Source organism: Pedobacter sp. KACC 23697 (assembly GCF_045348445.1).
Taxonomy (GTDB): Bacteria; Bacteroidota; Bacteroidia; order Sphingobacteriales; family Sphingobacteriaceae; genus Pedobacter.
Genome location: NZ_CP157485.1, coordinates 960,687 through 975,694, shown reverse-complemented (window position 1 = coordinate 975,694; position 15,008 = coordinate 960,687). Strand labels below are relative to the sequence as shown.

At 41.0% G+C, this 15,008-nt stretch carries 15 protein-coding genes; 3 read left to right on the top strand and 12 right to left on the bottom strand.

From position 1 onward, the window contains the following. Positions 1–2 precede the first annotated feature (2 nt). From eboC to ABEG20_RS04085, 5 genes are all read right to left on the bottom strand, one after another. On the bottom strand, positions 3–884 hold the full coding sequence (eboC, locus tag ABEG20_RS04105; RefSeq protein ID WP_406826118.1) for a UbiA-like protein EboC: 882 nt from the start codon (positions 882–884) through the stop codon (positions 3–5). 4 nt (positions 885–888) lie between these two features. After that, a complete protein-coding gene (locus ABEG20_RS04100; RefSeq protein WP_406826117.1) occupies positions 889–1,869 on the bottom strand; it encodes a TatD family hydrolase in 981 nt (326 codons plus the stop codon). Between the two features lie 25 nt (positions 1,870–1,894). Further along, positions 1,895–2,752 (bottom strand): EboA domain-containing protein, encoded by an 858-nt coding sequence (locus ABEG20_RS04095; RefSeq protein WP_406826116.1) that lies wholly within the window; start codon positions 2,750–2,752, stop codon positions 1,895–1,897. 20 nt (positions 2,753–2,772) lie between these two features. After that, complete coding sequence (locus ABEG20_RS04090; RefSeq protein WP_406826115.1) at positions 2,773–3,153, bottom strand: transmembrane 220 family protein; 381 nt, start codon at positions 3,151–3,153, stop codon at positions 2,773–2,775. Between the two features lie 137 nt (positions 3,154–3,290). Next, a complete protein-coding gene (locus tag ABEG20_RS04085; protein ID WP_406826114.1) occupies positions 3,291–4,205 on the bottom strand; it encodes a LysR family transcriptional regulator in 915 nt (304 codons plus the stop codon). A gap of 24 nt (positions 4,206–4,229) precedes the next feature. Here ABEG20_RS04085 and ABEG20_RS04080 point away from each other — a divergent pair, with 24 nt between their 5' ends. The 3 genes from ABEG20_RS04080 to ABEG20_RS04070 are packed head-to-tail and all read left to right on the top strand — an operon-like array spanning position 4,230 to position 6,908. Then, positions 4,230–4,772, top strand: coding sequence for a GNAT family N-acetyltransferase (locus ABEG20_RS04080; protein ID WP_406826113.1), 543 nt, complete (start codon positions 4,230–4,232; stop codon positions 4,770–4,772). Further along, positions 4,772–5,674: a DMT family transporter gene (locus ABEG20_RS04075; protein WP_406826112.1), complete on the top strand. Its 903-nt coding sequence runs from the start codon at positions 4,772–4,774 to the stop codon at positions 5,672–5,674. The genes ABEG20_RS04080 and ABEG20_RS04075 overlap by 1 nt, the downstream gene beginning before the upstream one ends. Before the next feature lie 43 nt (positions 5,675–5,717). After that, a complete protein-coding gene (locus tag ABEG20_RS04070; RefSeq protein ID WP_406826111.1) occupies positions 5,718–6,908 on the top strand; it encodes a winged helix-turn-helix domain-containing protein in 1,191 nt (396 codons plus the stop codon). Positions 6,909–7,148: 240 nt separating this feature from the next. Here ABEG20_RS04070 and ABEG20_RS04065 read toward each other — a convergent pair whose 3' ends face one another. The 7 genes from ABEG20_RS04065 to ABEG20_RS04035 all read right to left on the bottom strand — a co-directional run bounded on the left by ABEG20_RS04065 (position 7,149) and on the right by ABEG20_RS04035 (position 14,987). Beyond that, a complete protein-coding gene (locus ABEG20_RS04065) occupies positions 7,149–9,542 on the bottom strand; it encodes a TonB-dependent receptor domain-containing protein (RefSeq protein WP_406826110.1) in 2,394 nt (797 codons plus the stop codon). Between the two features lie 958 nt (positions 9,543–10,500). Further along, positions 10,501–11,028 (bottom strand): DUF892 family protein, encoded by a 528-nt coding sequence (locus ABEG20_RS04060; RefSeq protein ID WP_406826109.1) that lies wholly within the window; start codon positions 11,026–11,028, stop codon positions 10,501–10,503. Between the two features lie 16 nt (positions 11,029–11,044). Beyond that, positions 11,045–11,407: a PleD family two-component system response regulator gene (locus tag ABEG20_RS04055; protein ID WP_406826108.1), complete on the bottom strand. Its 363-nt coding sequence runs from the start codon at positions 11,405–11,407 to the stop codon at positions 11,045–11,047. A 21-nt stretch (positions 11,408–11,428) separates the two neighbouring features. Next, entirely contained in the window at positions 11,429–12,265 is an 837-nt protein-coding gene (locus tag ABEG20_RS04050) for a PAS domain S-box protein (RefSeq protein ID WP_406826107.1), read from the bottom strand. A 193-nt stretch (positions 12,266–12,458) separates the two neighbouring features. Then, complete coding sequence (locus ABEG20_RS04045; RefSeq protein WP_406826106.1) at positions 12,459–12,953, bottom strand: DUF6691 family protein; 495 nt, start codon at positions 12,951–12,953, stop codon at positions 12,459–12,461. Between the two features lie 8 nt (positions 12,954–12,961). Next, positions 12,962–13,525 (bottom strand): YeeE/YedE family protein, encoded by a 564-nt coding sequence (locus ABEG20_RS04040; protein WP_406826105.1) that lies wholly within the window; start codon positions 13,523–13,525, stop codon positions 12,962–12,964. Positions 13,526–13,598: 73 nt separating this feature from the next. After that, complete coding sequence (locus ABEG20_RS04035; RefSeq protein ID WP_406826104.1) at positions 13,599–14,987, bottom strand: rhodanese-like domain-containing protein; 1,389 nt, start codon at positions 14,985–14,987, stop codon at positions 13,599–13,601. Positions 14,988–15,008 lie beyond the last annotated feature (21 nt).

Sequence of the window (15,008 nt, the reverse complement as noted above, 5' to 3'; positions counted from 1 at the left end):
GGTTAAGTCACCGCGAATAATTTAGAGAGCCACATGGATAATGGTAATAAAGCGGCAATAATAAAAGCCAGAATCAAGGCATCGAACGTTACCGCCCAGGCGGCATCCATCAAAATAAGTGAAATTACGCCGGCTTTTACTGCCCCGCCAATATTTTTACCAACGGGCTCTTTAATGGCTTTTAAAAGAGGCCTAAAAATCATAATAATAAAAGGAACCAAAAACAGCATTGACAACAGCAACCTTTCATTTACAAAAGCAAAATAAGCAATGGCACAGATCACTACAGCATACAGAAAGGCGGCCAGATATAAGTTTTTAGTGCGGCCTCCGTGAACTTCACCACGGCTGGTCATGGTGATGGAGAAAATATAAATAACCGGAACAACAGCCAGATAATGATTGGATAGCATTTCAGGCAAAATACTCAAACCCAGCAACAGGTTAAACCCGCGGCACAGGCCCATATTCAAGGGTCCGAAAAAAGAATGATGTTTGCCAATTTTATTATAAAGCAAAGCAAAAACAGCCACCAGCAGGGCCAATAATCCGGAAGTTAAACTATTAAAAGCAGCCAAAGCAATTCCGGCAAAGAGCAATATACTTCCCAATATGGTTGCATGTTGTAAACTGATTATCCCGCTGGGGATAGCCCGTTCCGGACGTTCGATTTTATCCAGGTCAGCATCAAAAACATCGTTAAAAACGATTCCTCCGCCATATAAGCAGGCTGTTGATGTGGCCAATAACAGCATAGACAACCATGGAATGGAAGAGCCGCTGCTTAAAACCCCAGAAATGGCAATCCCTGCCAGAATATCGGCTACCGAAGTAACAATGTTAGCAGGGCGCATCATGCGCAGATAGATGATTATCTTTTTCAATACTTTAACTAATGATGATGGATGATTTATCCGTTCTTGGTTGTTGTCCGCCCCGCAAGATCGTATTTCCTTCAAATTTCTCGGTAAGGTCTATCTGAGCGTTAAAATCGGCTTCATCCAGCTGTCCGCTCTGCGCAAAGGCTGTAATTGCATTTCGATAAGTAACCAACTCGATATCCTGATCACTTAAACCACGCATTTTCATCAGCGCCGCAGTTTTTGGTACCGCTAACGGATCGCTAATGCCCCAATCGGCAGCAGAATTTACCATAATACGCTCCGGGCCGTATTGTTTTACAATTTCTACCATACGCTCATTGCCCATTTTGGTAAACGGATAAATGGTAAAAGCCGCCCAAAAGCCTCTGTCTAATACCTCTTTTACCGTTTCCTCATTATTGTGATCAATGATGATACTGTAAGGATCAAGGCCATGTTCCAAAGCAATATCCATACTGCGCTGGGTACCTTTTTTCTTATCCCGGTGTGGTGTATGCACCTGTACCGGCAAACCTGCTTCCTTAGCCAGTTCCAGCTGTAACCGGTAGTATTTTTCTTCTGCAGCGGTCTGGTCGTCGAAACCGATCTCACCAACACCAACCACCCCTTCTTTGTAAATAAAAGAAGGTAAAATTTCCATTACCTGTTCGGCCAGACTTTCGTTATTGGCTTCTCTGGAGTTAAGGCCAATGGTGCAATAATGTTTAATGCCAAATTGAGATGAACGGAAACGCTCCCAACCAATCAGGCTACTGTAGTAATCATTAAAACTATCTAATCCGGTACGTGGCTGCCCCAGCCAGAATGCGGGTTCTATCAAAGCAACAACGCCTGCATCAGCCATTGCCTGGTAATCGTCGGTTGTTCTCGAAGTCATGTGCACATGCGGATCAAAGAACTTCATTCCTTTTACCACATTAATATCGAAAGCCTCAGGCGCTCCCATCATGGCTTTATCTCTTTCTATTGAACTGCTACAACACATCTCTTTATCTTAATTTTTTATTTGGTTAAAATGAATTCCAGTTTAAGCTTCCATCGGCCAGGGCCAATTTCAGTTCCGGATAAGTATTAACATAATCTTTTGCCGGCTGGTAACCAGACTGCGAAATGGCCAGTGCAATGGCGCGTTGTTCCATCTGGTTATAATGCTGTAAACCGGTTGTAAGGGTTTCAAAAATTTCGGCATTAATAAATCTGCCCACCAGGCGCCATAGCTGTGGATGCACTTCCCTGCCCGCAGCCCAGCGTTCTTTAGCATAATCTACCAGGGTTAAGGCAAGCTGCAGATTGGCACGTTCATCTAAACCTACAATCAGGCTGATATTTTTCTCTGTAAAAAAAGCTTTTAGCACCAGCTGGTTCCACGCGGCTTCGTCCAGGTTTGCTGCCGGATAAGGATTGTTTTCCATAATGGCTTCGAGTACAGAACCAATATTGCTTCTGATCCCTTCGGAACAGCGCTTTACCCAAATTTCGGGATATGGTAAAAATGGAAGCGCCGAATATAAAGCTACAGCTTCGTTCACCTCTGCCGCCAGAAACAACCGGTCAATAGCTGAAAATAAAAGTTCCTGATCTTTCAGATCCAAACCTGCCAGTAACCAGACGCGACTCAGCCTATCAATGGTCCAGTTTTGGATGTAGCCAAACCCTGCTGCATGGAGCGCCTCTTGCTCGTTATCGGTAATTGCAAGCTGTAATTTGCCTGTTTTACGGGGCAGCATTACAAATACTTTGGCTAACTGCGCCGATTGGTCTGCAGCCAGGGTAAAATCTTCGAGCCACTTTTCGGCTTCTAAACTGATATTCTTTTTAACAACAGCACCTATTATTTCTTTCACCGCATTCATGTAATCATCTCTCATAAATAAAAACCGAAAGGTACTTATGCAGTAATACCCGCAGAAACAAAATAATTGATCAACAGTGCTCCTGCGATAATCAGAAGACCAAAAAATTCCCGTGTTTGTTCTATATAGGGTTTGGTAGCCTGCATACTCTGCACCAGGCTCTCGCGCCTGTATTTGGTAATCCAATCGCGAACACCATCTTTTGCAAAGAACAGGATAACAGCATAAATTAAATAAAAGGCAGTTAAAAACAGATAAGCAAAAGGATAATATTTACCGGCCGCAGCTAATCCACAGCATATTGCAGCACTTAAATAAATAGACACCCATAAGAAAGCATCGTTATCATTAAGGTTTACATAAGCAAAGCCCAAAAAAGAAATACAGAAAATAATGTTGAGAATAAGTAAAGGCATTTTAGTTGTTTGGTTTAAAATAAATTAATCGATTCTCCGATTTTTCATTAAAAAACAAAGTTATTTAAACTGAATGCTTTTTTTGCTTATAAAATGTAAATTATATACTGCAATAAAATATTTTTTTGATTAATTTTTTATTCCTCAAATACAAGTTTTAAAATATTTGCCAGTACAGGGTTGTGATCATCGGTTCGCCAATTGATCAATAAATCAGTTTTAAAAGGCAGTGGTATAAACCGCAAACCAGGGCTTTGATGGTGCATATAAGAGTCGGGCAAAATGGCTATTCCCAAACCTTTCCTCACCAATGCAATAATTGTAGAACCAAATTCGGAGTGTAGAAATACATCTGGCACAAGATCATAAGATTTGAATAGTGCCTGGATGATTTCACTATAACTACTTCCCTCCTCTTTTGTGGGCAGTATAAATTTCTGTTTTTTTAGGCTTTCGGTCGATAGGTCTTCAAACACTTTAAAAGGATGTTCTATTGGAACCACCAATGCAAGGTGATCGGAATAGATTTTTTTTGCCCTGATCCCCGGTACGCTGTTCATATCTCTGGTAATGACCAGGTCAATCTTATAATTTTTCAGAAAATCCAGTTGATTTTCATATAAAACCTGCACTAACTTGATTTGAAGCTGAGGAAATGCCTCCGTAATTTTAGCCAGCATATCGGGCATGATGGAGGCTGAGATTGAATCGGGATGCGCAATGGTAATGGTTCCACGCTCACCTAAATGAATCTGTTTAGCAAACTGATGGATATATCCGAGTTCATTTAGCTCGACTTCCCACTTATCTTTTAAGAATTTGCCTGCCGGGGTAAGCTTCACATTCCGTTTATTACGTTCGAAAAGCTGTAAACCCAGTTCATTTTCCAGCGATTGGATCTGACGGCTTAGTGCCGATTGTGTGATGTTCACCTTCTCTGCGGTTTTCCAATAATGAAGCTGCTCTGACAGCGCCAAAAAATATTTGATTCGTTGAAGATCCATTAATGCAAAATATGCATTAATAAATGAAATAATAACATTTTTAATCATTTAATAACTGATTACATTCGTGCCATGAAGCAGATCATCATTGAAAGGGTAACCACAAACGATATCCAAAAATTACAGGAAATTGGAAAAAGCACATTTTTTGAAACTTTTGCCCATGTAAATACAGCCGAAAACATGATGGATTATTTAAAAGACAGCTTTTCGGAAGAGAAATTGAAAACAGAATTAAATAATCAGAATGCGCAATTTTATTTTGCGCTGGTAGATGGGAATGTTGTGGCCTATTTGAAAATCAATTTTGGTGAAGCGCAAAACGAGAAAATAGACGATGCCATAGAAATTGAACGTATTTACGTACTACAGGCATTCCATGGTAAAAAAGTAGCGCAAACACTTTATCAAAAAGCCATTGATATTGCCTACGAACAAGGGGCAAAATGGGTGTGGCTTGGGGTATGGGAAGAAAATTACAGAGCTTTACGATTTTACGAAAAAAATGGTTTCAAAACATTTGGAAAACATGCATTCCGGCTCGGTAATGATGAGCAAACGGATCTGTTGATGAAAAAAGAATTGGCTGATACCATCAAACTAAAAGCATCGTAATGGAAAAAAGAACACTTTTTCTACTCTTACTGATTTTAGGTACCGCTTTCTGGGGCATTTCTTTTTCGGTTACCAAACTTGCCATAGGCCAGGGTCAGCCACTTTTATTTTTATGCTATCGCTTCCTCTTAGCCACCATGGTTTTATCGGTTATTTTCTGGAAACATGTAAAAAAACTTAATGCAACCACAATAAAAACCGGTGCTAGCCTGGCAGTATCACTTGTACTGGGCATTTACCTGCAAACACTGGGCATTACACATACTTCAGCATCACAATGCTCATTTGTAGCCGGGATAACCGTGGTGATGATTCCCGTAATTAAACTGATTATTTATCGAAAAGCTGCAGCCCTGAAAATATGGATTGCCGCAGTTACAGCGCTTACTGGTCTTTTTGTCATATCGGTTACCAACAAACTGAGTATTGGACTAGGCGATTTATATACCATAATCGGTGCCTTTTGTTTCGCCATATATTTAATACAGGTGGAGAAAGTATCGAAAGTACGTGATATTATACCAACCATCGTACCCATGTTTGCCACCTGCGCGGTATTCACTTTTTTACTGGCCTCGTTTCAAAACGATACGGTCTGGATTCCTCAAGCAACAACCTTTTGGTTAGGCATCATTTTCTGTGCCTTATTTTCAACTGCTTACATGTATACAATATCAAATATCGCTCAAAGGTACATTAGCGCCGAAAGGGTATCGATCATTTATCTTTTCGAACCGGTTTTTGGCGCCTTTGCAGCGCATTTCATACTGGGTGAAGCCATTACCTCGCGGCTTTTAATAGGTGGAGGACTTATTTTTGCCGCCACGCTGATTTCGGAACTGAAATGGCGAATGCCTGGCCAAATGGCCATGCCAAGCATATCAAAACAAAAAAAGTGTTAAGTTCAATTCTTAACACCCGATAAATGATCGATATATTAGTACGATGGAAGCTATTGTACTTAACAGATCACAGGCAAGAAAAATCATTTTACATGCGGCAGGACTCTCACAAAAAGCACAGTTTGGAACCGGAATAGAGGCCGTTTACCGGGTGATTGATCATTTAGGCTACATACAGTTAGATACCAACTATGTTGTAGAACGTGCCCACCATCATGTCCTGTTTGCAAGAGTTCATGATTATCAAACAGAATGGCTTGCCGCACTGTGTGATGATGGTGATGTTTTCGAATATTTTACCTCCGATGCCGGATTTCTGCCCATGCACGATTTCCGCTTTTCACTTCCTGTAAAACAGGCATTTGCAACGCAAGGTAGCACATTTACAAAAAGCGAATCGGATTTAATGAAGCAGATTTTAGATCAGGTTGAACGGGATGGAGCAGTGATGGTGGGCGATTTTGAGAACGACCGCTTAGAAGCGAGTTCGGGCTGGTGGGATTGGCGACCGGCGAAGGTTGCGCTGGAAAAACTTTACCTGGAAGGGAAACTGATGATCAGCCGAAATAGTGCTTTCCAAAAAGTTTACCACCTGCCACTGGAAGTGGTGCCACCAGATACCGACCAAACCATGCCTACCGATGAAGATTATGCCCGTTATGTAATCAAACGTACCCTGGGCGCATTGGGCATTTCATCGGTAAAAGAAATGGCCTGGCGTGCCCGCCGCGTAAAGGGCAACCTGGTAAAAAGAGAACTGGAAAAGATGCTTCAGGTAGAAGAAGTTAAAAAGGTGATGATAGATGGCGTAAAAGGACCGCTATACATGCTTCCGGAAACCGATGTTAATGTAAATATACAAGAAGAAGTTTTCATTCTGTCGCCTTTTGATATCTTGAATGTATTTCGCTCCCGTTTGAAAGATTTTTTCGACTTCGATTACCAAATTGAATGTTTTGTACCAGCTCCTAAACGAAAATTTGGCTATTTCTCCTTACCGATTATATCGGGCGAAAGATTTATTGCCAGAATGGATGCTAAAGCCGACCGGAAAAAGAAAACCCTGATCGTACACAATCTCCATTTTGAACCCATTCAAATCGATGAAAAAACCATTACCAAGTTTGTCCATAATTTACAGGAGTTTATCTTATTTAATAAGTGTAATGATGTGATTTTTAAAAAATCAAACAACAATGAGCTGCTGAGCATGATCAGGAAAGAATTTTTCTAAAGAAACTCAGAAAACGCTAATCAACAACATTACAGGACTTCAGTTTGATAAGCATTACTGACGAGTGAACCACCTAACTTGTTTATCATAACAATTGCTGGTGCTTCGATGCCTGTAACAGGTCAATTGATTTATTTTGGCAGCGTAAAAAAATGTTGTAATATGTGTTCAGCTGATTATCAATAAAAAAGGGCATCCCGCAAAAAACGAACGGTTCACCCTTTTTTATGATTAGAAATTTTAGAACTTTAAGATCAAGTTTCCGGTAAATCTTGCTGGTGCCTGTGGTGTTAAACGCACCGACCAGGCCTTTTCGCTGGTTAAGTTATCAACTTTGAAACCCACCCTAAACTTGGCATGGTCATAGAAAACGCTGGCATCAAAGAGCTGATAAGATGGTATAATGAATTTCGAATTATAGGTATTGGTATGGTAAGATTTGTCTCCAATATTACCTCCAAAACCAGCTCCCAGTCCGCGTAATATCCCTTGAGGAAAACGGTAACTTACCCAAAAGTTAATGGTATTTGGTGGCCCAGACTGCCCCGGGCGAAGACCATTGTTCCTAATGTCGCTTGCATCGGTAACTTTACTGTCGTTATAAGCATACCCTGCTACAATATTTAAACCAGCAACTGGGTTGGCTGTTAATTCCACTTCCAAACCACGGCTTAGCTGCGATCCGTCCTGAACACTATAGTTTACATCAATCGGATCCGGACGCAATATATTTTTGACCTTAATATCATAATAACTTACCGTACCAACCAGCTTATGATCGAAGATATCGGCCTTTACACCAAACTCCAGCTGATCGGCATATTCTGCCTTGAATCCACTTCCGTCTCGGGCAATGCCACTCTTATTGAAAAAACCATTCATGTAATTTCCAAAAAGCGAAACACGATCTTTCAAAACTTCATAAACCAAACCAAATTTTGGAGAAAGACTGGTCTGGTTATAAGGACCGGCCTGAACGCCGCCAGCACCCAAGCCTCCTGATGTTAATCCGGTTGAAATGTTGTAAACCCCTTTATATTGGTATCTGTTTACCCTAAGGCTTGCCATCGCAGTTAGCTGATCGGTGATGTTAAATACATTTGATGCATAGGCTGCATACGTATTGTCCCTGTTGGTTTCCTTACGTAAGCTTCCTCTGGAGGTGAGTGAATCTACTTTAAACTGGCTTACCCTATAACTTGCCGGGGTATTGATAAAATCTACATCCGGGAGGTTTACCGTTACCCTGTCGAAGTCATTGAAATTGTTATAATAATCCAAACCAACAACCAGTCTGTTTCGATGTCCGGCGATCTTAAAGTCGCCGATAAAGTTCTGCTGAAGATCAGTTGCAATAAATTGAGTATAACCCACAATTACGTTAGGGCGGATGGTTGTTTCCGTTCTTCCATTTAAGGCGGTAATATCGCCGCTGATGGAAGATCTGGCTCTGGAAAGTATGGTCTGGGAAGTCCACTCATCTGAGATTTTATAGTTAATCTGTCCAAAAATGTTCATCATCTGTGTCTTATAGGTCAGATCATTACTTAAAAATGTTTTGTTGTACGGAAAACCAATATCTGCAATAGAGCGTTCTATACTGGTTTGTCCTGCTGGTACAGCCACATATGGATTAAGTCTGACAACCGAGGTACCCTTCGCCTGCCCGAATTCTACGTCCAGCAAGATCGATAACCGATCTGTAATCTGGTAAGAAAAACTCGGCGCAACACTTACGCTATTGGTATAGCCAAGATCCTGAAAACTATGCTCCCAGGTTGTTGCTCCATTTAAGCGGAACAATGCTGTTCTATCTTCATTAATTGGTGTATTAACATCAACAGTAAGGCGGTTAAAGTTCCAGCTTCCGGTTGTATAGCCCACTTCTCCACCAAAGCCATTATATGGTTTTTTGGTTACCCGGTTATATAATCCGCCATAACTGCTGGCAATACTATTTCCGAAAAGCGTAGCCGATGGCCCTTTAATGGCTTCAATTCTATTCAGGTTTGCCGGATCGATAAATGAGAACGCAGCACCTGCAACACCATTCCTTGCATTTGGCTCCGTATCAAATCCACGGGAACGAAAGGTGACGCGACCTTGATTTGCAATCATCGGGATCCCCGCGCCCGGTACATTCTTGGCAATACTGCCAAGATCAACGGCCATCTGCTCCTGAAATAAAGCCTTTGGAACCGAATTGTAAACCTGGGGATTTTCCAGGTTTTTAAGTGGCAGCCTGGCAATGTAAATACTTTCTTTCTGCGTAAACTTATTGGTAGCTCCGGCAACAGTTACTTCCTGAAGTGCCTGTACATTCTCCCGTTCAAGCTGATAGTCCAATTTGGCTGTTTCACCTTGTACCACACTTACACGAAGATCTTTCTGCGGGTTACCGAGCAATTGAAAACGCACCGTATAATTCCCTGGTGCAACATTACTGAAAATATAGTTCCCCTCCTCATCGGTAAGGGTAGATTTTCCTGTTTCTAACAGAGAAACCGAAGCTGAAGCATAGGGTTGTCCATCTATCAGGGTAACTCTTCCGGATATTTTTCCTGGTCCCTGTGCAAAAGTAGTAATGCCCGCCAGGAGTAAGCAAGCGGTCAGCAGTACGTATAAATATCTCATCAAATGTTGGTTTATAATGTTTTAAATGGCGGCAAATATAAAACTATTATTTATAACCAGTCTAAATAAATTATAAACATTAAAACATACCATTTACAACCACATAAAGCGGCAATAATGGCATCTGTGACGGATGCCCCGTGTAACCCACTCCATTATAACTACAGGTTTATGCTCAGACCAATCGAACCTGCGATTATACATGCCTTTAGTGCTCGCCTAAAAAACCACCTCACCATTTTCACCCGGTAAAAGCCCTTTTTCCAAATTTTCAGGATTAAGAACACTGATTTTCGTTTTGGTTTTTACCGGATTATTTTCCCGAAATGCTGTTATATGAATGGTATTGCCCTGCTGTTTGACCAGCAAAATCCAAAACTGAGCGGGTTTTTCTTGCTGCGAAGCAGAACAGATGCGTTTTTTCCCATTAAACCTTTCCCTTAACTACAAGTATCATCATTAAGAACAGACTGATCGTTAAATCGCCCAATCTTACGCATCAGGTAAAAATATCCCCGAAAGTTATTGAATTATACAAATAAGTAAATGGCTGCACCGGTAAGGAAACCAAGCAATAAGATGGTGGCAAGAAATATGGCCAGCAACCTTTCAAATGAATCTAAACTTTCCATTGAAAAATAAACGAAGGATGAACTTAATGATTTTGTAAAGATCAGGCAACTGGCTAAGACAGCTTGGCCAAGGTCATCCCAAGAATCGCGCTGATGAATAAACAGATGAAAAATGCATGTAAAATGATTGAAAGTAGCCTCTTAAAAGTTTCCATGTCGAAGAAACGAAATCTTAAGCATTTGGTTTTTGAAAATTTAAAAAAAATGCACCCTTCAATTCCAGTCGTCTACTTTCGGGTAAAGCTATTGCTATAATGCTTGTTATCATCTCCAAAATATTGTATTAATCTACCCAAGGCAACGTATATCCAAGCGTAAACTTTGGCTTAGCTCACAATGTATTTAGAAGAAATTAACAAGAGCAATGTCCTGTCAGACTTTGCTTCTTCGTAGTTTTCTTTCAGTAGTTGATTGATATGCGGATTATGGAGTCTGATTGCGGCCATCTGTAAAATCTGAAAAGAAGCCATTTCCACACTTTCTATATTCTGAAGATAGAATATAATCGAGAGGTCTTGAAGTTCAGCTTCTCCCTTTTGTTCGTCTATAGCTTCAAAGGCATCATCAATTAATCCAGACAGGCCATAAATACTGCCCATTGAAGGGGCACTATCCAGCAGGGTATAAATCAGCTGCATCCGGGCAAGTTGTTTTTCAACATTTCCAACCGTATCCAAAATGGCATTTCTCAGGTCTTTGAAACGGGCCTCATCAGCCAGTAAAGGTAATTTATGTATAAGGTGTAATTTAGCTGTATAAATACGATCGAGGTGCTTAATAAAGAAAAGCATTAATCTTTCAGAACCAAGGTTGATCCTTTCCCAGGCATTTGGTGGATTGGTTTGTTCGGACATAGTATTTTAAATTGCCCTAAGTTAGCAGTTTCTTTACTTTATCCATCAGGTAATCAATATTAAAAGGTTTTGCAATAAAATCATCTGCACCGCAGCAGCGGGCAAGCGCATGTAAATCCGACTCTCCAGATACCAGTAAAACCGGAAGACTGGAATGATTCTCACTGGCTTTGATTTCTGTGCAGATATCAACGCCATTTTTTTCATAACCGATAATGTTAACATCCAGTAATACCAGATCGGGTTCTTCAGCAATAATTTCTGCTAATGGAATTCCGGAATGATAAGTAACGGTCTGAATTTGCTCCTGGTTCAGGATCGTTTCAAAAAGCCACAACAATTCTTTATCGTCATCAATAACTAATACTTTCTTATTCATATCACCGGATTAAACATTTAATTACAACAATGTTGCAACATCAATTCCATATACCTTATAGAACAATTTTTTGAACCGGCTGGTTGAGGAAAAGCCTGCCTGCCGGGCTAAAGCAGCCGGACTGTGTTCTTTTCCTTTCGCAATCATCTCCCACACCATATGCAACTGTACCATATTAATTAGTTTTTTCGGCGTCATCAGAACAATCCTGTTAATGTAGCGGTAAACCTGACGCTCGCTCATTGCCATCTCTGCGCTTAAAAGTTTCAGGTTCAGGCTTGCTTTGCCTGCATGCTTACGAACCAGTAATTCGAATTTTTCCATCCACTTCTGGTCTGCAACCGCCAATGCCTTATTAAGGCCCAACCATTTGAAGTCAGAAACTTCACTATGAATTTCGGGATTGATGAAGGCAATTTCCTGAGAAAACCTGGCCTTCTGCTCGTCGCCAAGACGGTTTAGAATAGAAATGATGTGACTTTGATCTTCTTCCCTTTTTTTGCTTGTAATATCTTTCGCAATGGAAAAAAAAACCTGGTCCCTTTCTATAAAAACAGAGGCCCAGGAAAGCCATACAATTTTACCATCTTTGGTGAGCAAGCGGTTATCGTACTCCGCAAAATGATCGCCTTTTACCTGAGCAATTCTCCTGTCATAAGTTACCTCCCGGTCATCAGGATGAATAAAATCATCTATATTGGAATTAAACAGTTCTTCATCCGAGTAACCCAACAGATTTTGAACTGCCGGATTGATTTTCTTCAGAAACCCGTCTTCGCCCACAATGCAAAGCAGGTTTGGATATTGTTCAAAATAATATTCGAGGTCAGCTTGGCTATTAACGTATTGATCGCTCATTTTACATCTTCTGCATGATAAACAGGCATGTCCCCCTTCATACCTTATGCATTTGCAACACATAGTTATAGCTATTGTTTCACAATTCCATAAGATATAAAATTTTGTCAGTTTTTGGCCTGATATGGCAGTTTTATCACATGCTTTTCAGTTCCTCCAACCAAAGTATCCTGGTGCAAAACAGGGCAGTTAATCAATGTGGAATTTTATTTCTTAATAAGCCGTATACCCAAGTTCCGGCAATAGCACTGAAAAGCGTAACGGCAGTTATGGTGGCACCTGCACCAATTTGTGCAAAAAGCGGCCCCGGACAAGCACCTGTAATGGCCCAGCCAAAGCCAAAAAGCAGGCCGCCATATATTTGACCCTTATTGAAAGTTTTAGGATGAAATTTAATGGTTTCGCCGTAAATGGTTTTAATATTGAATTTCTTGATTAACCAAACCGAGATCATTCCTACCACCACCGCACTACCAATAATACCATACATGTGAAACGATTGTAACCGAAACATCTCCTGGATACGAAACCAGCTCACCACTTCCGATTTAACGAAAACGATACCGAACAGTACCCCAACAATCAGGTACTTGAAATTGTGATACCATTTGTGTGTCAGGCTACTTTCGTTTACGCAAACTGCATCTAAGGAGCGGATTTCAAATTCTGTATCTGTATGTTTTAACATGTTTTTTTTTAAAGAGATAAAATATAAGGTAAAATTAAATTGGCCATAATGAAACCGCCAACCATAAAACAGATGGTAGCGATTAGCGATGGCCACTGCAAGTTAGACAGTCCCATAATGGCATGTCCGCTGGTACAGCCGCCAGCATACCGGGTACCAAAACCCACTAAAAATCCGCCAACCACCAGGAGCAAAAAGCCTTTTAAAGTGCCTAGCGTTTGCCAGTTCATGATGTCCTGTGGTATGAGGCTATGGTAATCGGTAATGCCATAACGGGCAAGTTCTGTGGCAAGTTTTGGGTTTACTGCAATAGGATCGGGATTAGCAAAAAGGCCGGTGGCAATGGCACCTCCTATAAAGATTCCAAATACAAAGAACAGATTCCATGCTTCTTTTTTCCAATCGTACTTAAAAAACGGGATGTTTGCAGGCAAACAGGCCGCACAAATATGCCTTAAGGATGAGCTGATTCCAAACGACTTGTTGCCAAGTATCAACAATGCCGGTACGGTTAATCCAATCAGGGGGCCGGCTATGTACCAGGGCCAGGGTTGCTTTAAAAATGCTAACATATTAATTTAATTATTTAATTGCTTCCAATCAATTTTGTATTGCCTGTTGCGCAAGGCCACTACAAAAATACAACTAGACTGTTATTCCTCCGCTTTCCAACCACTGTTTTATGCCTCCGGCAAAGCTTTTCACATGATCGAAACCATTTTTTCTCAGAATAGAATAAGCAATGGCAGCACGATCGCCACTCTGACAATAGATCACCACCTGTTTATCATTGCTAACCATGTTCAGCTTATCGGGCAAACTACCAGCAAAAATATGTGCTGCACCATCTATATGCCCATCGTTATATTCGGTTAAAGCACGAACATCTATAATCTGCACACCGTCCTTTCCTACATAAGTTTTAAATGTATCAAGATCAATTATATCGGCAGCTTGCAGCGCAATACCTAAGTCATTCACATTGCTGATAAAACCAAAAATATTGTCTAAGCCTATCCGCATGAGTTTACGGGTAATTTCTTCCATCTCATTGGATCGGGCAACGAGAATAAACTGTTCCCGGTAGTTTAAAAACCAGCCTGCCCAGGTAGATAAACTGTTATTGTGCTGGATATTGATGCTGCCCGGAATAAAGCCCCTGGCAAAATCTGCCTTATTGCGGGTATCTATCACTTTAATACCGTCATCCAGGGCTTTTTTAAATGTTTCAGGTGCTAATTCTGTATGTTGAGGCACTTCAATGAGCAATGGCCTGTCCACCTTGTTCAGGTGCTTCATCATGGCAAAATATTTTGGTGGTTCCGGTTGCCCGGCCAGCAAATAATCAACAAAACCTTTTTCATCATTTCCGTATTGGAAGGCCCAATTTCTGATTTTCTCGTAGCCTACCGTTGAGCTTGGCACGGCTCCGAGCGCTTTACCGCATGCCGAACCTGCACCATGGCCCGGCCAAACCTGTATAAAAGAATCAAGCTCAGCAAAACATTGAACAGAGTGGTACATCTGCCTGGCACCTTTTTCCTGACTACCGGCTAAACCAATTGTTTTTTCCAATAAATCCGGTCGGCCAACATCGCCTACAAAAACAAAGTCTCCGGTAAAAACCATTACAGGTTGATGGGTTGCAGGATGATCGGTAAGCAAAAAGCTGATGCTCTCTGGCGTATGACCAGGTGTATGCAACACTTTTAAAGTGAGATTTCCAACGCTAATTACGTCTCCATGTTTTAAACCAATGTGGTCGAATTCGTATTGCCAATCTGCGCCACCTTCGTCTGACAGGTACAATTTAGCTCCGGTTACTGCTTCGAGTTCTCTTGATCCGGCTAAAAAATCGGCATGTATGTGCGTTTCTGCAAGGTGTTTAATTTTCAGGTTGTGCTGTGCAGCAATTGCTAAATACACATCAATATCACGTTGTGCATCAATTACGATCGCTTCGCCTCTGGACTGGCAGCCAATCAGATAGCTCGATTGGGCTAAACTTTTTTCATAGATGTGTTGAAAAAACATAAGCTGTTTGTTTTAAATGTA

Coding starts and splice junctions, on each gene's coding strand:
- ABEG20_RS04045 (WP_406826106.1), bottom strand. CDS start 12,953: ATGTTAAAACATACAGATACAGAATTTGAAATCCGCTCCTTAGATGCA.
- ABEG20_RS04070 (WP_406826111.1), top strand. CDS start 5,718: ATGGAAGCTATTGTACTTAACAGATCACAGGCAAGAAAAATCATTTTA.
- ABEG20_RS04055 (WP_406826108.1), bottom strand. CDS start 11,407: ATGAATAAGAAAGTATTAGTTATTGATGACGATAAAGAATTGTTGTGG.
- ABEG20_RS04085 (WP_406826114.1), bottom strand. CDS start 4,205: ATGATTAAAAATGTTATTATTTCATTTATTAATGCATATTTTGCATTA.
- ABEG20_RS04050 (WP_406826107.1), bottom strand. CDS start 12,265: ATGAGCGATCAATACGTTAATAGCCAAGCTGACCTCGAATATTATTTT.
- ABEG20_RS04095 (WP_406826116.1), bottom strand. CDS start 2,752: ATGAGAGATGATTACATGAATGCGGTGAAAGAAATAATAGGTGCTGTT.
- ABEG20_RS04080 (WP_406826113.1), top strand. CDS start 4,230: ATGAAGCAGATCATCATTGAAAGGGTAACCACAAACGATATCCAAAAA.
- ABEG20_RS04060 (WP_406826109.1), bottom strand. CDS start 11,028: ATGTCCGAACAAACCAATCCACCAAATGCCTGGGAAAGGATCAACCTT.
- ABEG20_RS04065 (WP_406826110.1), bottom strand. CDS start 9,542: ATGAGATATTTATACGTACTGCTGACCGCTTGCTTACTCCTGGCGGGC.
- ABEG20_RS04100 (WP_406826117.1), bottom strand. CDS start 1,869: ATGTGTTGTAGCAGTTCAATAGAAAGAGATAAAGCCATGATGGGAGCG.
- ABEG20_RS04035 (WP_406826104.1), bottom strand. CDS start 14,987: ATGTTTTTTCAACACATCTATGAAAAAAGTTTAGCCCAATCGAGCTAT.
- ABEG20_RS04090 (WP_406826115.1), bottom strand. CDS start 3,153: ATGCCTTTACTTATTCTCAACATTATTTTCTGTATTTCTTTTTTGGGC.
- ABEG20_RS04040 (WP_406826105.1), bottom strand. CDS start 13,525: ATGTTAGCATTTTTAAAGCAACCCTGGCCCTGGTACATAGCCGGCCCC.
- ABEG20_RS04075 (WP_406826112.1), top strand. CDS start 4,772: ATGGAAAAAAGAACACTTTTTCTACTCTTACTGATTTTAGGTACCGCT.